Origin of the sequence: Mycobacterium pseudoshottsii JCM 15466, assembly GCF_003584745.1 — a bacterium.
Classification (GTDB): Bacteria; Actinomycetota; Actinomycetes; order Mycobacteriales; family Mycobacteriaceae; genus Mycobacterium; species Mycobacterium marinum.
In genome coordinates, this window is the sequence record NZ_AP018410.1 from 260,831 (window position 1) to 283,927 (window position 23,097).

A 23,097-nucleotide genomic window follows, 5' to 3' on the forward strand; every position below is an offset into this window, starting at 1 on the left:
CATCCGTGTCGGGGGGAATGGACCAGCAGTTCGGTTGGGATCGGCCGATCGTCGGATGGCGACGGCCGGCCCACCCGGCTGTGGGCCGCCCACAGCGCGGCATAGCGTCCGCCGGCGGCCAGTAGCTCGACGTGGGTGCCGTCCTCGACAATGGTTCCCTGCTCGAGAACCACGATCCGATCTACGAATTCGGCAATTGCCAACTCGTGGGCAATGATCAACGTGGTCCGGTCGGCTGCCAGGCCCAGGGTCGCCCAGTGCACCAAGGCCTCGGTAGCGGGGTCCAGGGCGACGGTGGCCTCGTCGAGCAGCAAGATGTCGGAATCGACCAGCCGCGCCCGAGCCAACGCCAGCAATTGCAGCTGGCCGGCGGACAGATTCCGGCCACCTGCGGCCACCTCATGCTGGTACCCGCCATCGAGCGCGGCGATCATGGGGTGTGCACCCACCTTGCGCGCGGCCCGTTCGACCTGCGCGTCGGTGGCATCGGGACGCCCGTATGCGATGGCATCACGGACCGTCCCGGCAAATAGGTAGGGTTCCTGCGCCACGATGCTGAGCCGGCTGCGGTAGCCGTCGATATCGAATTCCCGCAAGTCGCAACCATCGATCCGGATGATTCCGTCCGTCGGGTCGTAGAACCTGGACACCAACTTCATCAGGGTCGATTTCCCTGACCCGGTGGAGCCGACGAACACCACCGTTTGGCCGGCGGGAATCCGCAGATTGATCCCGGCCAGTGCGGGCGCATCCCGGGTCGAGTACCGGAAGTGAACGGCGTCGAACTCGATCTCACCGCGCAGCGTTCCCACCGGCGCCGCCGACGGCGAAAATGCGGTCGGTGTGTTCAGCAGCGACCGGATCCGTCCGACGGCAACCGCCGCGCGCTGATACTCGTCAAACATTTGGGACAGCTTGTCGACCGGCGCGAACAACATTTCGACATAGAGCAGGTAGGTCACCAGCGCGCCGACCGAGAGCACGCCCGCCTGTACGTCGCGGCCCCCTTCGAACAGCACCAGTGTCGTTGCCAGGCTGCAGGTTAACGGTACGAGCGGAAAATACAGCGCCAGCAGCCGTTGACCACGGACGCGGAGTCGTCGGTAGTCGTCGCTGTGCGCGAAATACGTTTGAAATCCTACGTATTCGGCACGGTAGGCCTGTGCGATTCGCAGCCCCGCGGAGTACTCCCGCAGGGTGGCGGTCACGGTCCCAAGCCGCTGCCGCGCCTGCCGGTAGGTCCAGCTCGACGCCCGGCGGAATTGCCAGGTCGCCAGGCCCAGCATCGGCAAGGTGGCGAAGATGAGCAACGCCAACTTGGCGTTGATGGCCAGCAGTGCCGCCAGAATGCCCACCGCCGTCATCAGGCTGACGATGGCGATGACCAGGCCCGTGCGCAGGAACGCCACGATGGCGTCTACGTCGGCGGTGACCGCGGTAATGATCTGGGAATCACCGTTGTCTTCGAAGGCGTCTAGGTCCAGACGCTGCGCATGGGCAAATACCAGGGAGCGCAATCGGAACAGCGCCTTCTCCCCGGCGGTTCCGGCGACCACGGCGCTGCCCCACTGTGCGACCAGGCGGATGGCCACGATGGCGGCGCCGGCCAGTGCCGCCCACCACAGCGCCGTTAGCACGTGCTGACGGATGCCGACATCGATACCGTGCCTGATGAGCAGGGGCGGCAACAATCCCGCACCGGTCTCGAGGGCTACCAGCAACAGGCTCACGATCAGTGGCCCGCGGAAGTCGTGCAGCAGCCGGCGCAACAGGTCGGGCTTGGGCGAGTGGTCGCTGGGTCCGGTCGCGTCAGCGGCGACGTCGATGGCCTCCGGTTCCGATTCCGGCTCGGGCACACCGTCTTCGAACGCGAGACTACGCAGGGGATCTGTTGCGGGCGAGAGTAGTTCGCGATAACGCGAACAGCGTCCCCATAGCTGTTCCGGGGTGCCGATATCGAGCAGATGCCCGGAATCGAGCACCGCGACGCGGTCGGCCAAGGACAGCATGGAGCGGCGGCGGGTGAAGATGACCGCGGTCCAGTCTGCGAGGACCTCCCGCAACACGTCCTGGATCGAAGCTTCGATGACCGCGTCCACGGCCGAGGTCGGCTCGTCCATGATCAACAATCGGGGATTGCCAACGAGCGCCCGGGCCAGCGCGATGCGTTGCCGCTGCCCGCCGGACAGCGTCAATCCCTGCGCTCCGACCGGCGTCGCGTAGCCGTCCGGCAACGTGTTCACGAACTCGTCGATATGCGCCGCCCGGGCCGCGGCGGTGATCTGCTCCAGCGTCACGTTCGAGCGGCCGTAGGAGATGTTCTCACCGATAGTTCCGGAAAACAGGATGGCCTGTTCGGGCACCAGGCCGATAGCCGGGCGCAACGAATCCAGAGTCAGGTCGCGCACATCATGGCCGCCGACGCGGACCGCTCCCGCGGTGACGTCATAGCAGCGCATCGCCAGCAGCGCCAAGGTGGATTTGCCGCTGCCTGGCGGGCCGACCACGGCAAGGGTTTCCCCGGGCCGAACGGAGAGGTCTATGCCGCGCAGGACGGGGTGTTCGGCCGCATAGCCGAACGATGCCTGCTCGAAGGCGAGGGATACCGGAGTCGACGAGGGCAGCTGCTTGGTGCCATCGACCAGAGTCGGCCGGCTGTCGATGAGTTCGAACACCCGCATGGCGCCCGTCCGCGCCTGCTGCGCGATGGTGAGCATCCCCGCCAGATCACACGCCGGGCGCGACACCAGGGTCAGGCAAGACCAGAAGGCAACGAAGGTGCCCACCGTGATCGTGCCCTGCGCCGCCATCCATCCGCCGACCGCGAGGACCGCCATCTGCCCGAAGGCGGGCAGGCTTTGCAGCAGCGGGCCGAAGTATGCGTTGAGCCGGGCTACCCGCACGCGTGCTGCATAGAGCGCGCGGCCGGCAGTCGTGAGTTTCACCGTCTCCTGGGACTGCTGCCCGAAGGCCTTGACGACATGAATCCCGCTGACCGCGGCGTCGACCACACCGGTGACCACGGCATTGCGTTCTTGCGCGGCCTCGGTGGCTACCGCCAGCAGGCGGCGGCTGCGATGGGCGACCAGGCCGATCAGCGGGACAAGTAGCACCACGAGCAAAGCCAGTGGTAAGGACAGCCAGGCCATCACCGCGAGGCAGAGCAGCAGCGTAAGCAGATGCCGGATCACATTGGGCAGGTCGAACAGCAGCGTCTGCACCAGTTCCAGGTCATTGGTGGTCCGGACGATGAGCTGGCCGCTGCTCCAGCGGTCCTGCTGCCGGCCGTCCCAGCGTATCAGCGTCGCAAACGCGTCCACGCGGAGGTCATGCTGCACCAAATGGGTGATTCGATCGCCGTAATGCCGGCGCACGAAGGTCATGAAGTAGATCGCAACCGCAGCGGCAACCAGCACCAGAGCCCACGGCGCCAGAGGTCTGTGATCCGGCGCGATCGCATTGTCTATGACGCGTTTGGTGACCAGCGGAACCATGACCGTGATCGCGGTGCCGACCACCGACGCGAACAATCCCAGCAGCAGGTCACGCCGGTACCGGAGAACGTATCGGGACAACCGTCCCCACCAGTTCGTCCGCATCCCGCCACAGCCCTTTCCCGCGAACCCGGACGACCGCCAGCCCAAATGCGCTGGTGGCCGCCGCAGGCATTCTCCCACGCTGCCCGGATCACCTGCACATCTGCGAAATTTGTCCGGGGCCGCCACCCGGAACGAGTGAACTTGGCCTCGCCTCGTGATGAACCCCGCCGGTTGCTGGTCACCAGCGGGCGGCGTACCTGCGTCTTCGGGTGATGCCCGGCGCGCGCCGCCCTCGACGGCCGAACCGTGGCCCCGCGGCATCGAAATTAATTGAGATGCGCCGACACGTATCCTGTTGTGGACTTATACCACCAGTGGTGGTTGCGCAGCTTCGGTATGGGAAGGGAAACAGTGGCGCTCGTCGTGCAGAAGTACGGCGGATCCTCGGTGGGCAATGCCGAACGGATTCGCCGCGTCGCCGAACGCATTGTCGAAACCAAGAAGCAGGGCAACGACGTCGTCGTCGTGGTCTCTGCGATGGGCGACACCACCGACGACCTGATGGACCTGGCGCTGCAGGTGTGTCCGGTACCGCCGCCGCGCGAACTCGACATGCTGCTGACCGCGGGCGAGCGCATCTCCAACGCGCTGGTGGCGATGGCGATCGAATCACTGGGTGCGCATGCACGGTCCTTCACGGGTTCACAAGCCGGCGTGATCACCACCGGCACCCACGGCAACGCGAAGATCATCGAGGTCACGCCGGGACGGCTGCAGGCCGCGCTCGACGAAGGCCGGATCGTGCTGGTCGCCGGCTTCCAGGGGGTGAGCCAAGACAGCAAGGACGTCACCACCTTGGGCCGCGGCGGATCGGACACCACCGCGGTCGCGCTGGCCGCCGCGCTGGGCGCTGACGTCTGTGAGATCTACACCGACGTGGACGGCATCTTCAGCGCGGACCCGCGCATCGTGCACAACGCCCGCAAGCTGGACACCGTCACTTTCGAGGAAATGCTCGAGATGGCGGCCTGCGGCGCCAAGGTGTTGATGCTGCGCTGTGTGGAATACGCGCGCCGGCACAACATTCCGGTGCACGTCCGCTCTTCTTATTCGGACAAACCGGGCACCCTCGTTGTCGGATCGATCAAGGACATAGCTATGGAAGACCCCATCCTGACCGGCGTCGCGCACGACCGCAGCGAGGCCAAGGTGACCATTGTCGGGATACCCGACATCCCGGGCTATGCGGCCAAGGTCTTCCGGGCCGTCGCCGAGGCCGACGTGAACATCGACATGGTGTTGCAGAACGTGTCCAAGGTCGAGGACGGCAGGACCGACATCACCTTCACCTGTTCGCGAGACAGTGGCCCCACGGCGGTGGCCAAGCTGGACTTGCTCAAAGACGAAGTCGGCTTCACCCAACTGCTCTACGACGACCACATCGGCAAGCTGTCGCTGATCGGCGCGGGCATGCGCAGCCATCCCGGTGTCACCGCGACGTTCTGTGAGGCGCTGGCAGCGGTCGGCGTGAACATCGAGCTGATCTCCACCTCCGAGATCCGGATCTCGGTGCTGTGCCGCGACACCGAGCTGGACAAGGCGGTTGTCGCCCTGCATGAGGCGTTCGGTCTCGGCGGGGAGGAGACGGCCACGGTCTACGCGAGGACGGGGCGCTGAGATGGGTGCCACCGGCTTGTCGATCGGGATAGTGGGGGCCACCGGCCAGGTCGGTCAGGTCATGCGCGCGCTGCTCGATGAGCGTGACTTTCCGGCGACCTCCGTCCGGTTCTTCGCATCCGCTCGGTCGCAGGGCCGCAAGCTGCCCTTCCGCGGCCAGGAGATCGAGGTCGAAGACGCCGAGACCGCCGATCCCAGTGGGCTGGACATCGCGCTGTTCTCGGCCGGTGGGGCCATGTCGAAGGTGCAGGCGCCGCGGTTCGCCGCCGCCGGCGTGACGGTGATCGACAACTCGTCGGCCTGGCGTAAAGACCCCGACGTGCCGTTGGTGGTGTCGGAGGTCAACTTCGAGCGCGATGTCGCGAACCGCGCTGGGCCTCTCACGAAGGGCATCATCGCCAACCCGAACTGCACCACGATGGCGGCGATGCCGGTGCTCAAGGTGCTGCACGACGAGGCTGGGCTGGTCCGCATCGTGGTCTCGTCGTATCAAGCCGTGTCCGGTAGCGGGGTGGCGGGCGTCGAGGAACTGGCGACCCAGGTGCGCGAGGTGATCGGCGGCGCCGAGCAATTGGTGCACGACGGTGCGGCCCTGCAGTTCCCGGCGCCGGTGAAGTATGTGGCGCCGATCGCGTTCAATGTGGTGCCGCTGGCCGGATCGTTGGTGGACGACGGCTCCGGCGAGACCGACGAGGACCAGAAGCTGCGCTTCGAGAGCCGCAAGATTCTGGGCATTCCCGACTTGTCGGTCAGCGGTACCTGCGTGCGGGTACCGGTGTTCACCGGACACTCGTTGTCGATCAACGCCGAATTCGAGCGGCCGCTCTCGCCGGAGCGGGCGCGCGAACTTCTCGACGGGGCCCCGGGCGTCAAAGTCGTCGACGTGCCGACGCCGTTGGCCGCGGCAGGAGTCGACGAGTCGCTGGTCGGTCGCATCCGCCAAGACCCGGGTGTGCCAGACGGGCGCGGCCTGGCGCTGTTCGTGTCGGGGGACAACCTGCGCAAGGGGGCGGCGCTGAACACCATCCAGATCGCCGAACTGCTGGCCGCTGACCGGTGACCTAAGGGTGAGCTCCGCCCTGGTCGTGCGGTGCTCCCTGCTTGTCGTGCTGGTTATCGTTGCCTCGCAATGTTTTTGGATCGCCCACGCCGATCTGCCGGCGCCGGGGCCCGCGCCCATTCTGCCGCCGTTGGCGCCCGGCCAAGTGTTGCGCATGGGGCCAACCGCCGGCACCGGAACGCCGACCGGCGACTACGGCATTGGCGCCACCGATCTGTGCGAGTTCGTCGAATTCCCCACCGAGCTGTTGCAGGTGTGCGGCGATAGCTTCGCCGGCCAGGGTGTCGGGTTCGGCGGCTGGTACTCGCCGATCGCATTGCGTGTCGACACCGCGTCCGTCGACGACCCGGCAGGGGTGCGCTACACCGGAGTCACGGGCATCGGCAGCCCGCTGCTTGCCGATCCCACACCTGCCGGGAACTCGCAGCTGCCCGCCGGAGTGGTGCAGATCAACCGGCACAACTACCTGATGGTGACCACGACCAAAGACCTGGAGCCGCAGAGTTCGAGGCTGGTGTTGGCGGTGCCGGAGCGTGCGGGCTGGCAGACCATCGCGGGCACCCAGCGCGCGGCCCGGTATCAGGACGGGTCACAGACTCAGATCAGCGGGTACTACGACCCCATTCCCACCCCCGATTCGCCCGGCGGCTGGGTGTACATCGTGGCCGACAATTTCACCCGCAGAGATCCGGTGCTGCTGTATCGGGCGACGCCGCAGACCTTCATCGACCGGTCCAAGTGGCAAGGCTGGGCCGGCGGGCCCGGCGGCGGTTGGAACAAGCCGCCGACACCGCTCTGGCGCGATCAGGTCGGCGAAATGAGCATTCGGCAGATCGATGGCATGACCGTGTTGTCGTATTTCAACGCGACCACTCTCAACATGGAAGTGCGAGTGGCCGCCAATCCGACGTTGCTGGGAGATGCGCCGGTCACGACGGTGGTGCAGCACGACGAGTGGCCGGAACCCGCGGAGAGTCTGCCGCCGCCATTCGGCAACCGGCTCGCCCAGCCCTACGGCGGCTACATCTCGCCCGGCTCCACCCTCGACGAACTGCGGATATTCGTCAGCCAGTGGGACACCCGCGCGCGGATGAGCGGGCCGTATCGGGTGATCCAATTCGCGGTGAACCCGTTCAAGCCCTGAGCGGGGTTGGGGACGCATTCGGGTCCGCGAGCAGCTCGGACCTAAACGCCCCCCGCGCCGCCGGCGCCGCCGGTGCCGCCGTCGCCGCCGGTCACCCCACTGGGAACACCACCCAAATCTCCGGTGTCGCCGGGGTCGCCGCTGCCGCCGTTGGTGCCCACCCCACCGTGGCCGCCGGTCCCGCCCTGGCCGCCTTGGGCGCCGGACCCGTCGGTAGTGCCGGTGCCGCCATCACCGCCTTGACCGCCGGTACCACCCTGGCCGCCGACGCCCCCGTCGAAGCCCGAACTGGCGGCGTTGCCCCCACCGCCGCCCATGCCGCCCATCCCACCCATGGCGCCGTTTCCGCCGGTGGCCCCCGCGCCGCTGGCGGTGCCGCCGGTCCCGCCGATGCCCCCGTTGCCGCCCGTTCCGCCGGTGCCTGCCGGTAGCCCCACGACGCTGGTGGTGGGCTGGCCCAGGCCACCGGTGCCGCCGGTCCCGCCGACGCCGCCGGCACCTCCGGTGTTGGTGGAAATGCCGCCGGTGCTGGTCCCGCCGACCCCGCCTTGGCCGCCGGCCCCGCCCGCGCCGCCATCGACGGTGGCGCTCAGCGATACCGGCACGGTGATGTTGCTGCCCGTACCCCCATTGCCGCCCTGACCGCCGGCGCCGCCGCTTTCGGCGAGGTCACCGGTGCCCCCGGCGCCGCCGTTGCCGCCGTTGCCGCCGTTGCCGCCGTTGTAGCCGGTATTGGTCACGTGGTTGTAGAAATTGTTGAAGACGTTGCCCCCGTTGCCGCCGGTACCACCGGTGCCGCCGGCGCCGCCGATCGGGCTCGAGAACGTGCCGCCGGTTCCGGCCGTGCCCGCCGCACCGCCATTGCCGGCGTTGATATTCGCGACCGCATCACCACCGCTGCCGCCCTTGCCGCCATCGCCACCCGCGCCGCTGGCGCCGTCGGTACCGCCGGTGCCCGAGTCGCCGCCGGTGCCGCCCATCCCGCCTTCGCCGCCGCCGCCACCGTTGCGGCAAACTCCGGCGAAGGTCGTGCCGTCGCTGCCGTTGCCGCCGTTGCCGCCGCGGCCACCGGCACCGCCGTCGCCCGCGGTGGTACCGGAGCCGGCGTTGCCGCCATCGCCACCCGCGCCGCCCGCGCCGCCGAGTTGTCCACCGAAGGTGGACCCGCCATCGGTCCCGCCGTTGCCGCCAGTGCCGCCGGCGCCGCCGACGCCGCCGTCTCCACCGACGGATCCGGCGCCGGAGGCAAGGCCGCCGTCGCCACCCAGACCGCCCTTCCCGCCGGAGCCGCCGATGCCGGGTACGACGCTGGTGCTGCCGGTTGCACCCTTGCCGCCGACGCCGCCGATGCCGCCCACGCCGCCGTCCCCGCCGGTGTTGCTGGACAGGCCTCCGGTGCTGGTACCGCCGTTACCTCCGTTGCCGCCGTTGCCGCCGTTGCCGCCGTTGCCGCCGTTGCCGCCGTTGCCCCCGTTGCCGCCGTTGCCGATCGCGCCGCCAGTGCCGGAGATGGCGCTGAGGCCGCCGGTGCCGCCGTCGCCGCCGGTGCCACCGGCCCCGCTGGTGCCGTTGGTGCCGCCGGCGAAGGAATTGCCGCCGTCGCCGCCCTTGCCGCCGTTGCCGCCGCCGCCATCGCCGCCGGCGGGGCCGCTGGCGGTAACAGTGCCGCCACCGTCGCCGCCGGTGCCGCCAGCGCCGCCAGCACCGCCCTGACCCGCAACGAAGCCGCTACCCGCATCCCCACCGTCGCCGCCCATGTCACCCGCGGCGCCGGTATCGCCGGTGTTGCCGCTGAACCCGGCGCCGCCGTTGCCGCCGTCGCCGCCGACCCCGCCGGCGCCGAGCCCGGCGCTGTCGCTGCCGGAGGTACCGGCGTCACCGCCATCGCCGCCGGCGCCGCCGGCGGGGGCAACCCCTGCGCCGACTCCGGTGTCATCACCGCCGGATCCGCCGTGCCCGCCGGCGCCGCCGCTACCGGCCTTGCCGCCGACCCCGCTGAACCCGGCTCCGCCGTTGCCGCCGTCACCGCCCCTGCCGCCGATGTCGCCGGACAGGCCGGGGTCACCGGCATTGCCGGCGCTACCTGCCCCGCCTTTACCGCCGTCACCCCCGGTGCCGCCGCTGCCCGTGGTCACGCCGGCGCCGACGATGCCGGCGTCGCCGCCGTCGCCGCCGACCCCGCCAGCGTGTGCGACGGCTGCGCCGGTCCCAGTGTCGATACCGCCGGTGCCCCCTTCTCCGCCCGTTCCGCCGCTGCCCGCGTTGCCGCCCACGCTGCCGGTGCCGGTGGCGTTGCCGCCGTTACCGCCTTGACCACCCGCGCCGCCGGCGTCGCCGGTAAGGCCGGGGTCAGCAATGTTGCCGGTGCTACCCGCCCCACCGTCACCGCCGTTGCCGCCGGTGCCGCCGGTGCCGCCGCCGCCCGCGCCGGCTGCGCCAGTGCCGACCGCACCCGCGTCACCGCCGGCGCCGCCGTTGCCGCCGGCGGGCGCCACGGTGCCGCCGGTTCCGGTGTCGGCGCCGCCGTGACCGCCGTGACCGCCGGCCCCGCCGCTGCCGGCGTTGCCGCCGTTGCCGCTGAACCCGGCGCCGCCGTTGCCGCCGTCACCGCCCCTGCCGCCGCCATCACCCGCGAGGCCGGCATGGCCGGTGTTGCCCTCGCTGCCTCCTCCACCGGCTCCGCCGTCGCCGCCGACTCCGCCGGTGCCCGCGGTGGCGCCGGCGCCGGCGATGCCCGCATCCCCGCCGCTGCCGCCGGCGCCCCCGCCCGGGGCAACGGTGGCGCCGGTTCCGGTGTCGGCGCCGCCGGCGCCACCCAGGCCGCCTTTGCCGCCGTTGCCGGCATGACCGCCGACGCTGCCGGCGCCGGTGGCATCGCCGCCGTTGCCGCCTTGGCCGCCGTGGCCGCCGTGGCCGCCGGTGTCGCCGTCGAGGCCGGGGTCCCCGGGGTTGCCGATGCTGCCGGCCCCTCCGTGACCGCCGGCGCCACCGGTGCCGCCCCTACCCGAGCCGGCGCTGCCGCTGCCGGCTACCCCGGCGTTGCCGCCGTCCCCGCCGGCACCACCGGCCGGGGCGAGGGTTGCGCCGGTACCGGTGTCCGCGCCGCCGGCCCCACCGTCACCGCCGGCACCGCCGCTACCGGCATTGCCGCCGACGCCGCTGAGGCCGGTTCCACCGTTGCCGCCGGCGCCGCCCTTGCCGCCGGCGAAGCCGGCGTTGCCGGCCGTGCCCACATCACCGTTGCCGCCGTGGCCGCCACCGCCGCCGGCGCCGCCGGTCCCCACACCTGCGCTGCCGGTGCTGCCGAACAACAACCCGCCGGCACCGCCGGCTCCGCCGGCACCGGCCGCCCCGCCCATCCCGCCGGCGCCACCGTCGCCCCCCACCGTGCCAAAGGTCACCCCGGTGCCGCCGGTGCCGCCGTTGCCGCCGATGCCGCCCACTCCGCCCGCGCCGCCGGCACCTCCGGTACCGAACAGCAGGACCTTGTCGGCACCGCCGGCCCCGCCCGCACCGCCGGAACCGCCCGCATAGCCGATCCCGCCGGTTCCACCGGCATCGCTGCCCGCGCCGCCGGCCGCACCGGCATCGCCCGCACCCCCGGCATCGCTGCCCGCGCCGCCGGCCGCACCGGCATCGCCCGCACCCCCGGCACCGCCCGCTCCGGCGGAGCCGAACCAGAACCCGGTGTGCGCGCCGCCGCTGCCGCCCGCGCCACCGGCAGCGCCGTCGCCGGCCACGCCCGCGCCACCAGCTCCACCCGCGCCACCAACGCCGCCGGTCACGAACGGACCGGTGCCGCTTCCTCCGTTGCCGCCGATCCCGCCGGCGAAGCCTGCCGCCCCGAGACCGCCGGCCCCGCCGGCGCCGCCGGCCCCCAGGAAGAGCCCACCGTTACCGCCGATCCCGCCGGCGCCGCCCACTCCGGCCACCCCGGCCCCGCCGGAGCCGCCGACCCCGCCATTGCCGAACAGGCCGGCCGACCCGCCCGCCCCGCCATTACCGCCGGGCGCACCGGACCCGCCGTTGCCCCCGTTGCCCCACAGCAGCCCACCATCGCCGCCGGCTTGCCCGGTCCCCGGCAAGCCATCGGCACCGTTGCCGATCAACGGGCGGTCGAACAGCGACTGGGCGGGCGCGTTGATCACACCCATCAGGGCCTGCAGCGGTGCGGCGTTGGTGGCCTCGGCCGCCACATAGGCGCCGGCACCGGTGGTCAACGCCCGCACAAAATCGGCGTGAAACTGCGCGGCCTGGGAGCTGAGTGCCTGATAGTCCAGCGCGAAGGTGCCAAATAGCCTGGCAATGGCCGCAGAAACCTCATCCTGAGCCGCGGGCAGTAACTGCGTCGTGGTCGCCGCTGCCGCCGCGTTGGCCTCGCTGATCGTGGAGCGGATCCCGGCCAAGCTCTCGGCTGCCGTCGTGATCAGCTCAGGTGAAGCGAACAGATAGGACATCCCGTGGCTCCCTGGAGCGTCTGTGCGAATCGCTTACGTCTGCGTAAATCGCTTAACCGCATATGGTTCGCCGAGGTCACGGGGCGTTAGTAGGGTCTTTAGGCCCAATCCTGGGCGCCGCGGATCAACGGTCGGGGCACGGCTCATAGCTGCTACATAAGTAGTCCATAGCCGCCACTATTGTTTCCTTAGGCATCATTCGTGTCATGAGTGAAACGTCCGAAACTTCTGCCGCACCAACTTCGACCGTGGTCGCGCCGCCGCCACTACCGCAGCACCAGACTCCCAAGGTCTTCAAGGCCGCGGCGTGGGTGTCCATCGTTGCCGGGATCGTGTTCATCGTCTCGGTGATCTTCTTCACCGGATTCCGACTCGGTATGCACAGCGGTCACGGTGGTTTTCACCGCCGCCACCACCACAAGCACCACCCCGCGATGATGCTGCGCCCGGGAATGCACCACGGTGGAGCCCCGGCGGTCAGCCCCGGCTCCGGCCCGGGTGGGCCCGGCGAGGTCCCGACCTCGGTTGCGCCTTCCACCACACCAGGGCGCTAGACGACACCTTGACCCGGTAGCCCGGAGCTCGGCCCCCGAGCTCCGGGCTACATCAATTCATGGCAACTTTGCGGCTCAGACTCTTTACGGTTCCTGCAGGTTGAGCAATATTCGAAGGATGAGTGAAACATCCGAACCCGCAACTCCGCCGCCTGCGGTCGCTACCGCTGCGCCACCCCCACCGCCGCCGGTGGAAAAGGTGCCCGCTCTCTATCGGGTCGCGGCGTGGGTCGTCATCGTCGCGGGAATCACCTTCATCGCCTCGACCCTGTTCTTCGCCGGCGCCCTGGTCTTCGGGCACGGCGCCTGCCATCATCATCGCCACCACCATCACGGCATGTTCAAGCCCGGCGGTAGCGGTGGTCCGGGCGGTCCCGGCGGCCCCGGCGGGATGTTCTTTCTGCCCGGTCCGCCTCCTCCGGGGATGGGGCCGGGCATGGGTCCGGGCATGGGGCCCGGGATGAGCCCCGGCCCGCACGGGGGCGCCACCGGCCCCGTCCAAACACCGAGCGCACCCGCTCCCAGCACCCCACCGGCTCGCCCCTAGCGCCGCGCCGCCCGGTGATTCGGGCGCCAGAAATTGGGTATGGGTAACTAGGTGCCGGTACTGCGCGCGGTGCCAGGTGATAGCTGGCAGCGGTATCGGCAGATGTCCCATGGCTTTTCGCGGACCAGCCCAAACAGCCCAATCACGCAAGGAGGTGCCGAAATGGCGGAACGCTACACCACCACCGACGCCGGCAATCCCGCGCCCAGTGACGACCAATCGCTGACCATCGGCCCCGACGGACCGATCCTGCTGCAGGATCACTACCTGATCGAACAGATGGCGATGTTCAACCGGGAGCGCATCCCGGAACGCCAGCCACACGCCAAAGGTGGCGGCGCGCACGGCCACTTCGAGGTGACCCACGACGTCAGCAAGTACACCCGGGCGGCGGTGTTCGCGCCAGGTGCCAAGACGGACACGCTGATCCGCTTCTCCACCGTTGCCGGCGAGCGCGGCAGCCCGGACACCTGGCGGGACCCGCGTGGTTTCGCGTTGAAGTTCTATACCTCAGAGGGAAACTTCGACATGGTCGGCAACAACACGCCGGTCTTCTTCATGCGCGACCCGTTGAAATTCCAGCACTTCATCCGGTCCCAGAAGCGCATGCAGGCAACGAATCTGCGTGACCACAACATGCAATGGGACTTCTGGAGCCTGTCGCCGGAGTCCGCGCACCAGGTGACCTGGCTGATGGGTGATCGGGGGATTCCCAAGAGCTGGCGCCAGATGAACGGCTACAGCAGCCACACCTACAGCTGGATCAATGCCGCCGACGAGATCTTCTGGGTGAAGTACCACTTCATCACCGATCAGGGCATCGACTTCCTCACCCAAGAGGACGCCGACCGGTTGGCCGGTACGGACGGCGACTACCACCAGCGCGACCTCTACGAAGCGATCGAGCGCGGTGACTTTCCCAGTTGGACACTCAAAATGCAGATCATGGGGTTCGAAGAGGCCAAGAGCTATCGGTTCAATCCCTTCGATCTGACCAAGGTCTGGCCACACAGCGACTATCCGTTGATCGATGTCGGCAAGTTGACCTTGGACCGCAACGTCACCGACTACCACACCGAGATCGAGCAAGCGGCGTTCGAGCCCAACAACATCGTGCCCGGTACCGGGCTGAGCCCGGACAAGATGCTCTTGGCCCGAGGGTTCTCCTACTCCGACGCGCACCGGGCCCGGTTGGGCACCAATTACCGCCAGATCCCGGTGAATTCGCCGATAGTGCAGGTCAATAGCTACTCTAAGGATGGCGCGATGCGGGTGCGCAACGCGTCGGATCCGGCATACGCGCCCAACTCCTATGGTGGCCCCCAGGCCGATCCGGCCCGCGCCGCGGAGGTGCGCTGGCACGCCGATGGGCAGATGATGCGCGCCGCGTACACGCCGCACCCCGAAGACGACGACTGGGGCCAGGCCGGCACCATGGTCCGCGAAGTTCTCGACGATTCAGCACGGGATCGGTTGGCCAGCAACATCATTGGGCATGTTTGCAAAGGTGTGAAGGAGCCGGTGCTCTCGCGCGTCTTCGAGTATTGGCGCAATGTCGATCCCGATCTGGGCAAGGCGGTTGAGGAAGGGGTGCGGGCCAATTCCAGTTGAGCGCGGCCTCGCCTGGCATGATCGGCCTCATGACCAGTCCGACCCTCATGCGCCCCGCACTGGCGGCAGCGCTGCTCGGGCTGGGAGTGACTGCCTCGTTGGTGGCTTCGCCCGCGTTGGCCAACCCGTCGGATCCGGGCGTGGTGTCCTACGCGGTCCTCGGCAAGGGGTCGGTGGGCAATATCGTCGGCGCGCCGATGGGGTGGGAGTCGGTGTTCACCGAGCCGTTCCAGGCGTACTCGGTTGACCTACCGGTGTGCAATAACTGGGCTGACATCGGGCTACCCGAGGTATTCAACGATCCCGACCTCGCCTCGTTCAACGGGGCTACCACGCAGACCTCTGCCACTGACCAGACTCACTACGTCAAGCAGGCGGTCGGTGTATTCGCCACCACCGATGCCGCGAGCCGGGCGTTCCATCGCGTCGTCGACCGAACCGTGGGTTGTTCGGGGCAGACCACAGCCATGCATCTGGACAACGGCACCACCCAGGTTTGGTCGTTCGACGGTCCCGCGCCCACGGCTACCGACGCGGCGTGGACCAAGCAGGAAGCCGACACCGACCGGCGCTGCTTCAATCAAACCCGGCTGCGTGAAAATGTGTTGTTGCAGGACAAAGTCTGCCAGTCTAGCAACGGCGGTCCCGCGGTCAACGTGCTGGCTGGGGCAATGCAGAACACCCTGGGCCAGTAATCCCCACGAATGTGGGTACCCGTCTGACCCGTGCAACCAAAACGTGCGGGAATATGTCGGGACGGTCTGGAAGATGACCTGGAAGATGGCATGTGGCGGTTATCGTTGCCGATAGCCGCGCAGCATCCGGCCCGGAGGGATCGTGATATGACGTTCGCCCCCAGTCCTGCGGCGACGTCGCAGCTGGACAGCTCCCGTGCGGCCGACGCCGACATCGCCGGTTCGGCGGTCGCGGCGCAGTACATCGCCAATGGGTGCCTGGTCGACGGCCCCATTGGGCGAGTCGGTCTGGAGATCGAAGCGCACTGCTACGACCCAGCCGATCCGCATCGCCGCCCGAGCTGGGAGGAGATCGGCGACGTTCTCGAGGGGCTGGGAAAGCCGCCGGGCGGGAGTGCGGTCACCGTCGAACCCGGCGGGGCCGTGGAATTATCGGGTCCACCGTGCGACGGCATCCTGGCCGCCATCGACGCGATGCGCCGGGACCAAGCCGTGCTGCGGTCGGCCTTTGCCGACGCCGGGTTGGGCCTGGTCTGTCTGGGCGCCGACCCGATCCGTCCGACCATGCGGATCAATCCGGGTGCGCGCTACCAGGCCATGGAGCAGTTCTTCACCGCCAGCCAATCCGGGATGGCCGGCGCCGCAATGATGACGTCGACCGCCTCGATCCAGGTCAACCTGGACGCCGGACCGCAGTCGGGATGGGCGTCTCGGGTGCGGTTGGCGCACGCCCTGGGGCCCACGATGATCGCGATCGCCGCGAACTCGCCGATGCTGGGCGGCGAGTTCTCCGGCTGGAGATCAACGCGGCAGCGGGTGTGGGGGCAGATGGACGACGGCCGATGCGGGCCGATCCTCGGGGCCAGCGCGGATGATCCCGCCACCGACTGGGCGCACTACGCGCTCAAGGCCCCGGTGATGCTGGTGCACAATCCGGATGCCGTGGCGGTGACCCACCATGTGCCCTTCGCCGACTGGGTGGACGGTCGGGTCTTGCTGGGCGATCGGCGGCCGACCTACGCCGATCTCGACTACCACCTGACCACGCTGTTCCCGCCGGTGCGGCCACGCCAGTGGCTGGAGATCCGCTATCTGGACAGTCTTTCCAACGTGTTCTGGCCCGCCGTGGTGTTCACCCTGGTGACGCTGCTGGATGATCCCGGCGCCGCAGAGCTGGCCTTCGAGGCCGTCCAGCCGGTCGCCACCGAGTGGGACACGGCGGCGCGCGCGGGCCTGGGGGATCCGCGGCTGCATGCGGCGGCCAGCCGGTGTGTGGCCATCGCGGCCGAACGGGCGCCGGCCGAGCTTGCCGACGCCCTGCAGTCGCTGCTGGCCTACGTGCAGCGGGGCCGCTGCCCCGGTGACGACTTTGGCGATCAGGTGACCGAGCATGGCGTCGCGCCGGCGATCGCGCGGCTGGCCCGAGGGGAACAGTGACCTCACGAGAACGACTTGCCGAGGACCTGGATCGGGTCCGGACCCAAACGTTGCGGCTGGTCGATTTCGACGACGCCGAACTTCGTCGCCAGTACGACCCCCTGATGAGCCCGCTGGTGTGGGACCTGGCCCATATCGGTCAGCAGGAGGAGCTGTGGCTGCTACGTGAGGGCGACCCGGATCGGCCGGGGATGCTGCCGCGGGCGGTCGAGGGTCTCTACGACGCCTTCGTGCACAACCGGGCCAGTCGGGTCGAGCTTCCGCTGCTGTCCCCGGCGCAGGCGTACTCATATTGCCGGACGGTCCGCGGGGCCGTCCTGGATGCTCTCGACGCCCTGGACGGACAGGGCGATGACTTCACGTTCGGCATGGTGATCAGCCACGAAAGCCAGCACAACGAGACGATGTTGCAGGCACTGAATCTGCGATCCGGCCCGCCGTTGCTGGGGCAGACCCCCGCCTTGCCTCCCGGACGGGCGGGCCTGGCCGGAACGTCGGTAGAGGTCCCCGCCGGGCCGTTCGTGCTGGGTGTGGACGGTAGCGCCGAGCCGTACTCACTGGACAATGAGCGTCCCGCCCACCCGGTCGACGTTGCGGCGTTCCGGATCGGCCGGGTGCCGGTCACCAATGCCGAATGGCAGCACTTCATCGACGACGGCGGCTACCAACAGTCGCGGTGGTGGTCACCGCGCGGCTGGGCGCACCGCCAGAGCGCCGGCCTGAGCGCGCCGCAATTCTGGAACGCCGATGGGCGAACCCGCACCCGATTCGGCTACCAGGAAGACATCCCGGCCGATGAGCCGGTGCAGCATGTCACCTACTTCGAGGCCGAGGCCTACGCGGCCTGGGCCGGAGCCCGGCTACCCACCGAGATCGAGTGGGAGAAGGCGTGCGCGTGGGACCCGGTGACCAATTCGCGCCGCCGCTATCCGTGGGGGGACTCCGCGGGGCCGGTCGGCAACTTCGCCGCCCACGCCAACCTGGGTGCCACGGCGTTGCGTCCGGCACCGGTCGGTGCGTATCCGGCCGGCGCTTCGGCGTACGGAGCCGAGCAGATGCTCGGTGATGTCTGGGAATGGACCGCGTCGCCGCTGCGGCCCTGGCCGGGCTTCGCCCCGATGATCTACCAGCGCTACTCGCAGCCGTTCTTCGACGGCGACTATCGGGTGCTGCGCGGTGGATCTTGGGCGGTCGAGCCGGCCATCCTGCGGCCCAGCTTCCGGAACTGGGACCATCCGTATCGACGCCAGATCTTCGCGGGCGTTCGGTTGGCGTGGTCCATTGAGGATGCCGCCTGATGTGTCGTCATCTCGGTTGGCTCGGCAGCGAGGTCACGCTTTCCTCGCTGATCCTGGATCCGCCTTACGGTCTGCGGGTGCAGTCGTATGCGCCGCGCCGCCAGAAACACTGCCTGATGAACGCCGACGGCTGGGGTGCCGGCTTCTTCGACAGCCGTTACGACGACCCCGCACCCAGGCGCTGGCGTAGCCCGGCTCCGCTGTGGGGTGATGCGTCCTTTGATTCGGTGGCGCCGGCATTGCGCAGCTCGTGCGTGGTGGCCGCGGTGCGTTCCGCAACCGTCGGAATGCCAATCGACATCAGCGCGACCGCCCCATTCACCGACGGCCGCTGGCTGTTGTCGCACAACGGTATCGTCGACCGGGCCGTGTTGCCGCGCAGCGATTCAGCCGAATCGGTATGTGACAGCGCATTGCTCGCGGCGGCCATCTTCGAGCGCGGTCTGGATGCGCTGGGCGACACGATCCGCGAGATCGGGGCCGCCGATCCAGGTGCCCGGCTTAATGTGCTGGCCGCGAACGGGTCTCGCTTGCTTGCCACTACCTGGAACGAAACCCTTTCCATCCTGCGTCGCCCCGATGGGGTGGTGGTGGCCAGTGAGCCCTATGACAACGACACCGACTGGGAAGATGTGCCGGACCGGCACCTGGTCGAGGTCACCGCGGAAGGGGTTACCTTGACCGCATTGGAGCCCACGAAAGGAACGCGATGACGCTGTCGCTATCCAACCACCTGGCCGAGGACTCGGTCTATCTCGCGTTGCGTCGCGACGTGTTCGACGGGCTGCAGAAGAGCCCAAAGTCGCTGCCGCCCAAATGGTTCTATGATGCCGTCGGCAGTGAGCTGTTCGATCGGATCACCCGATTGCCGGAGTACTATCCGACCCGCGCCGAGGCGCAGATTCTGCGTGCCCGGTCGGCCGACATCGCGGCAGCCAGCTCGGCCGACACCCTGGTCGAGCTCGGCAGCGGTACTTCGGAAAAGACGCGGCTGTTGTTGAATGCGCTACGAGACCGCGGCCTGCTGCAAAGATTCGTTCCCTTCGATGTCGACGAAAGTGTGTTGTCGGCGGCCGCAAGCGCGATTCAAAGCGAATATGCCGGCATCGAAATCAACGCCTTCTGCGGTGATTTCGAGGAACACCTGGCCGAGATCCCGACCGGCGGGCGTCGGCTGTTCGTCTTCTTGGGCTCGACGATCGGCAACCTCACGCCCGGGCCCCGAGCGGAGTTCCTGGCCGGCCTGGCCGCGGTGATGCGGCCCGGAGACAGTCTGTTGCTGGGCACCGACCTGGTCAAGGACGCCGACCGGCTGATCCGCGCGTATGACGATGCCGCGGGAGTGACGGCGCGGTTCAACCGCAACGTGCTCGCCGTGGTCAACCGAGAACTCGATGCGGATTTCAACGTGGACGCCTACCAGCACATCGCCCGCTGGAACAGCGTGGAGGAGCGCATCGAGATGTGGCTGCGGGCCGAGGGCCGGCAGCGGGTGCGGGTGCGTGCGTTGGGATTGACCGTCGATTTTGCTGCCGGTGAGGAGATGCTCACCGAGGTTTCCTGCAAGTTCCGGCCGGAAGGTGTCAGTGCCGAGCTGGACGCGGCTGGCCTGCGTCGCATCCAGTGGTGGACCGACGAGGCCGGCGACTTCGGACTGTCCCTGGCCACCAAGTGACCGACACCCTGGCCGACCGGTGGCGGGCGGCACGTCCTCCGGCGGCGGGACTGCACTTGGACAGTGCCGCCTGCTCGCGGCAAAGTCTCGAGGTGCTGCGGGCCGTCGCCGCCCATGGTCTACACGAGGCGGAGGTCGGTGGATACGTGGCCGCCGAGGCTGCCGCACCCGTGCTTGATGCGGGGCGCGCCGCGGTTGCGACCTTGTGTGGCGTGCCTGACGCGCGGGTGGTGTTCACCACCGGCTCGCTGCACGCACTGGATCTGCTGTTGGGCAGCTGGCCGCGGGAGAGCCGGACGCTGGCCTGCCTGCCCGGCGAGTACGGTCCCAACCTGGCGGTCATGGCCGCGCACGGATTCGAGGTTCGCCTGCTGCCGACGCTGGACGGCGGCCGGCTCGCCCTTGACGATGCGGCCTACGAACTCGAGGAAGACCCACCGGAGCTGGTGCACCTGACGCCGGTGGCCAGCCACCGGGGCACCGTGCAGCCGCTGGCCATGATGGCCGAGCTCTGCCGCGAGCTGGGGCTGCCCCTGGTCGTCGACGCCGCTCAGGGGATGGGCCAGATAGATTGCGCCGTGGGCGCCGATGTCACGTATTCGTCGTCGCGCAAGTGGCTTGCCGGGCCGCGCGGTGTCGGAGTGCTGGCCATGCGCCCGGAGGTGCTGGATCGGTTGACGCCGCGCCTGGCGCCCCCGGATTGGTCCCCGGATTCACCGTCCACGTCGGTCGCCCAGATCCTGGAGTTCGGCGAAGCCAATATCGCGGCGCGAGTTGGTTTTTCACTAGTGGTGGGGGAGCATCTGGAATATGGGCCGGCGTTGATCCGGGCGCGCCTGGCCGAGCTGGGCGCCGCGGCCCGTCGGGTGCTGGCGGACGTGGACGGCTGGCTGGTGGTCGAAGAGGTCGACGAGCCCAGTGCGATTACCACTTTGGCGCCAATCGACGGCGCCGACCCGGCGGCGGTGCGGGAGTGGCTACTCGAGCAGCGCCGGATCTTGACCACCTACGCCGGAATTGCGCGGGCGCCCCAAGAGCTGACGGCCCCGGTGCTACGCGTCGCGCCACACGTCGATACCACGGCCGAGGATCTGGAAAACTTCGCTGAAGCGCTGATCGAGGCGACCGCGGCGACCACCGCTACCTGACGTTGCGGGGCTTGCTCACGCCTTGTGCGCGGTGAGCAAGTAGGCGGGAAACTTCATCCGACCCTTCTCGTCTCGTTGGTGCGGCGGAAACTCGATTGGCGATCCAGCTGGCAGCGGCGGGATGACCGGCACGTTGGCGTGGATGAATGCCGGCCGGATCTCGTCGATCTCCCAGTACTTGCCCACCGCGGCCCGCAGCTCGTCCTCGTCGACCTCATTGGGCTTGGTCTCCAACGCGGCCGGGAAGGCGCCCTTGGCGAACACCAGCACGAAATAGCTGGCCCCGGGGGCCGCGGCGCGGTGCACCGATTTCAGGTAATCGTCGCGCCCCGACACCGGCAGCGAGTGAAACAGGGTGCTGTCGATCACCGTGGCGAATCGGCCGGCGGAGCCGGCCGGATAGGCGTTGAAGTCGGTGATGTCGGCCTGCACGAAACTGGTGTTGCCCAATCCGCGTTCGGCCGCGGCCTTGGTAGCCGCCGCGATGGCGGTGGGTGTGATGTCGATGCCCACCACCGTGTACCCCTCGGCGGCCAGTGCCAGCGACAACTCGGCGTACCCACAGCCGGCATCGAGCACGTCGCTGTGGATCTTTCCGGCCGCGATCAACGCCGCCAGTTCGGGCTGTGGTTCACCGATATTCCACGGCGGCGGACCCTCGAACGCCCCTTGCTGCTGGTATGCGTCGTCCCAGTCCATCACCGGAGAAGTCATGATTGCCAACCTACTCGCGCTCTATCGGCCAGCTATGTACCGGCTCGTTGGCATGCATGTGTTCGCAATAGCGGCGCAGCATTTCGGCCAGCGCGTCATCGCGGTTCATCCCCCGGTCCTGCAGCACGGCCACGGTGGCCACCTGCCAGCTCGCTCTGTTGCGGCGGCTCTCGGCGCGGGCTTCGATGACGCCCAAGAACCGCTCCCGCACCTCGTCGGCGACACCGGATCGCTGCAGTCCTTCATGTGCCATCGGCAGCAACGTGCCCAACACCAGTTGCTGTGTCGTCACCTCACCCAATCCCGGCCAGTGCAGCCGGGCGTCGATCCCATAGCGGGCCGCGGTCAAGAAACTGTCTTGTGCGGTAGCAAAACTCATCTTGGTCCACGGTTGGGGGTCGGCCTCGGCCAAGGTGCGCAGCGCACCGTAGTAGAACGCCGAATTGGCCAGCATGTCGATGACGGTCGGTCCGGCGGGCAACACGCGGTTCTCCAACCGCAGATGTGGCCGCCCGTCGGCGACGTCATACACCGGCCGATTCCAGCGGTAGACCGTGCCGTTGTGCAGGCGCAATTCGGCCAGTTGCGGGGCCCGGCCGGCCGCAAGCTCGGCGACCGGATCCTGGTCGGACACCTCGGGCAGCAGCGACGGAAAGTAGCGGGCGTTCTCCTTGAACAAGTCAAGGATCGAGGTGATCCACTGTTCCCCGAACCACACCCGGGGGCGCACCCCCTGCGTCTTGAGCTCCTCCGGCCGGGTGTCGGTGGATTGGGTAAAAACCTCGATCCGCGTCTCCGCCCACAGCTGGTGGCCGAAAAAATAGGGTGAGTTGGCGCCCAGCGCCAGCTGCGGCCCGGCCAGCATCTGGGCCGCATTCCAGTTGGGCGCGAAATCGTCGGGCGACACCTGCAGATGCAATTGCAGACTGGTGCAAGCGGATTCGGGGGCAATGGATGCCGCCCGCCAGCTCAATGGCTCCGGGCCCGAGATATTGATCGGGATGTCCTCGCCGCGGGCATCGAAGATGGAGTCGTTGAGTGCGCTGTAGCGGGTCGATTCGCTCATCCAGTCTTGCGCGAAGTGCCGGGGCATCAGCGTGGGCAGAATGCCGATCATCACGATGTGGGCGCCGCCGGAGTTCGCCTTCTGCTCGGCAGCGTTGAGGCTGGCCCTTACCTCCTTTTCCAGCTGCAGGCCGGTATCGCCGGGAAGCGGCCGGGGCGGCACATTGAACTCGATATTGAACGCGCCCAATTCGGATTGATAGGCCGGGTCGGCGATCGCGTCCAGCACATACCGATTCGACATGGCGGGCTGATAGTCGCCGTCGACCAGGTTGCACTCGATCTCCATGCCGGTGAGCGCTTCGTCGTCATCGAAGCCGCTCTGTGCCAGCATCGTCTCGACGACGTCGACACATAGTTGCAGTTTGCGCCGGTATTCCCGCCGGTGTGCGCGGTCATACGTGGTGCGCTTGACCTCTTCGCCCACTAGGCCGATGCAACCGGTTTAGCGTCTGCAGCGCAAGTGTCAGCCCGTT

The 23,097-nt window shown here is 68.6% G+C and carries 15 protein-coding genes and 1 pseudogene; 12 read left to right on the forward strand and 4 right to left on the reverse strand.

Annotated elements, in window-relative coordinates:
• Positions 1–62: 62 nt before the first annotated feature.
• Positions 63–3,599: pseudogene (locus tag MPSD_RS01230) on the reverse strand (ABC transporter ATP-binding protein); the annotation flags it as partial.
• Positions 3,600–3,950: 351 nt separating this feature from the next.
• Here MPSD_RS01230 and MPSD_RS01235 point away from each other — a divergent pair.
• From MPSD_RS01235 to MPSD_RS01245, 3 genes are read left to right on the forward strand one after another with little or no spacing between them, the layout of a single operon-like run.
• A complete protein-coding gene (locus MPSD_RS01235) occupies positions 3,951–5,216 on the forward strand; it encodes an aspartate kinase (RefSeq protein WP_020785280.1) in 1,266 nt (421 codons plus the stop codon).
• A gap of 1 nt (position 5,217) precedes the next feature.
• Positions 5,218–6,276 carry an aspartate-semialdehyde dehydrogenase gene (locus tag MPSD_RS01240; protein WP_020785279.1) on the forward strand — a complete coding sequence of 353 codons (1,059 nt, stop codon included), beginning with the start codon at positions 5,218–5,220 and terminating at the stop codon, positions 6,274–6,276.
• 7 nt (positions 6,277–6,283) lie between these two features.
• Complete coding sequence (locus MPSD_RS01245; RefSeq protein WP_036426012.1) at positions 6,284–7,420, forward strand: DUF4185 domain-containing protein; 1,137 nt, start codon at positions 6,284–6,286, stop codon at positions 7,418–7,420.
• A gap of 41 nt (positions 7,421–7,461) precedes the next feature.
• On the opposite strand, the gene MPSD_RS01250 is transcribed toward MPSD_RS01245, so the two are convergent.
• The gene (locus MPSD_RS01250; protein ID WP_119571693.1) at positions 7,462–11,877 is read right to left on the reverse strand and encodes a PE family protein; all 4,416 of its coding nucleotides are present in this window, start codon (positions 11,875–11,877) and stop codon (positions 7,462–7,464) included.
• A gap of 197 nt (positions 11,878–12,074) precedes the next feature.
• Here MPSD_RS01250 and MPSD_RS01255 point away from each other — a divergent pair, with 197 nt between their 5' ends.
• From MPSD_RS01255 to egtE, 9 genes are all read left to right on the forward strand, one after another.
• On the forward strand, positions 12,075–12,431 hold the full coding sequence (locus MPSD_RS01255) for a hypothetical protein (protein WP_086085090.1): 357 nt from the start codon (positions 12,075–12,077) through the stop codon (positions 12,429–12,431).
• A 118-nt stretch (positions 12,432–12,549) separates the two neighbouring features.
• Positions 12,550–12,978, forward strand: coding sequence for a hypothetical protein (locus MPSD_RS01260; RefSeq protein ID WP_020785275.1), 429 nt, complete (start codon positions 12,550–12,552; stop codon positions 12,976–12,978).
• A gap of 162 nt (positions 12,979–13,140) precedes the next feature.
• Positions 13,141–14,589: a catalase gene (locus MPSD_RS01265; RefSeq protein WP_086085094.1), complete on the forward strand. Its 1,449-nt coding sequence runs from the start codon at positions 13,141–13,143 to the stop codon at positions 14,587–14,589.
• A 47-nt stretch (positions 14,590–14,636) separates the two neighbouring features.
• On the forward strand, positions 14,637–15,284 hold the full coding sequence (locus MPSD_RS01270; protein WP_036427022.1) for a sensor domain-containing protein: 648 nt from the start codon (positions 14,637–14,639) through the stop codon (positions 15,282–15,284).
• A 147-nt stretch (positions 15,285–15,431) separates the two neighbouring features.
• Positions 15,432–16,721, forward strand: coding sequence for an ergothioneine biosynthesis glutamate--cysteine ligase EgtA (gene egtA / locus MPSD_RS01275; protein WP_020785272.1), 1,290 nt, complete (start codon positions 15,432–15,434; stop codon positions 16,719–16,721).
• Positions 16,718–18,019: an ergothioneine biosynthesis protein EgtB gene (egtB, locus tag MPSD_RS01280; protein ID WP_020785271.1), complete on the forward strand. Its 1,302-nt coding sequence runs from the start codon at positions 16,718–16,720 to the stop codon at positions 18,017–18,019. Before egtA ends, egtB begins: the two co-directional genes overlap by 4 nt.
• Positions 18,019–18,732 carry an ergothioneine biosynthesis protein EgtC gene (gene egtC, locus MPSD_RS01285; RefSeq protein ID WP_015357533.1) on the forward strand — a complete coding sequence of 238 codons (714 nt, stop codon included), beginning with the start codon at positions 18,019–18,021 and terminating at the stop codon, positions 18,730–18,732. Before egtB ends, egtC begins: the two co-directional genes overlap by 1 nt.
• Positions 18,729–19,694 carry an L-histidine N(alpha)-methyltransferase gene (gene egtD, locus MPSD_RS01290; protein WP_020785270.1) on the forward strand — a complete coding sequence of 322 codons (966 nt, stop codon included), beginning with the start codon at positions 18,729–18,731 and terminating at the stop codon, positions 19,692–19,694. The genes egtC and egtD overlap by 4 nt, the downstream gene beginning before the upstream one ends.
• Entirely contained in the window at positions 19,691–20,842 is a 1,152-nt protein-coding gene (egtE, locus tag MPSD_RS01295; protein ID WP_020785269.1) for an ergothioneine biosynthesis PLP-dependent enzyme EgtE, read from the forward strand. The genes egtD and egtE overlap by 4 nt, the downstream gene beginning before the upstream one ends.
• 15 nt (positions 20,843–20,857) lie before the next feature.
• On the opposite strand, the gene MPSD_RS01300 is transcribed toward egtE, so the two are convergent.
• Positions 20,858–21,556 carry a class I SAM-dependent methyltransferase gene (locus tag MPSD_RS01300; RefSeq protein ID WP_015357530.1) on the reverse strand — a complete coding sequence of 233 codons (699 nt, stop codon included), beginning with the start codon at positions 21,554–21,556 and terminating at the stop codon, positions 20,858–20,860.
• A 10-nt stretch (positions 21,557–21,566) separates the two neighbouring features.
• On the reverse strand, positions 21,567–23,048 hold the full coding sequence (locus MPSD_RS01305) for a glutamate-cysteine ligase family protein (protein WP_086085091.1): 1,482 nt from the start codon (positions 23,046–23,048) through the stop codon (positions 21,567–21,569).
• Positions 23,049–23,097 lie beyond the last annotated feature (49 nt).

Coding starts and splice junctions, on each gene's coding strand:
- MPSD_RS01240 (WP_020785279.1), top strand. CDS start 5,218: ATGGGTGCCACCGGCTTGTCGATCGGGATAGTGGGGGCCACCGGCCAG.
- MPSD_RS01250 (WP_119571693.1), bottom strand. CDS start 11,877: ATGTCCTATCTGTTCGCTTCACCTGAGCTGATCACGACGGCAGCCGAG.
- MPSD_RS01260 (WP_020785275.1), top strand. CDS start 12,550: ATGAGTGAAACATCCGAACCCGCAACTCCGCCGCCTGCGGTCGCTACC.
- MPSD_RS01265 (WP_086085094.1), top strand. CDS start 13,141: ATGGCGGAACGCTACACCACCACCGACGCCGGCAATCCCGCGCCCAGT.
- MPSD_RS01270 (WP_036427022.1), top strand. CDS start 14,637: ATGCGCCCCGCACTGGCGGCAGCGCTGCTCGGGCTGGGAGTGACTGCC.
- egtA (WP_020785272.1), top strand. CDS start 15,432: ATGACGTTCGCCCCCAGTCCTGCGGCGACGTCGCAGCTGGACAGCTCC.
- egtC (WP_015357533.1), top strand. CDS start 18,019: ATGTGTCGTCATCTCGGTTGGCTCGGCAGCGAGGTCACGCTTTCCTCG.
- egtD (WP_020785270.1), top strand. CDS start 18,729: ATGACGCTGTCGCTATCCAACCACCTGGCCGAGGACTCGGTCTATCTC.
- MPSD_RS01300 (WP_015357530.1), bottom strand. CDS start 21,556: ATGACTTCTCCGGTGATGGACTGGGACGACGCATACCAGCAGCAAGGG.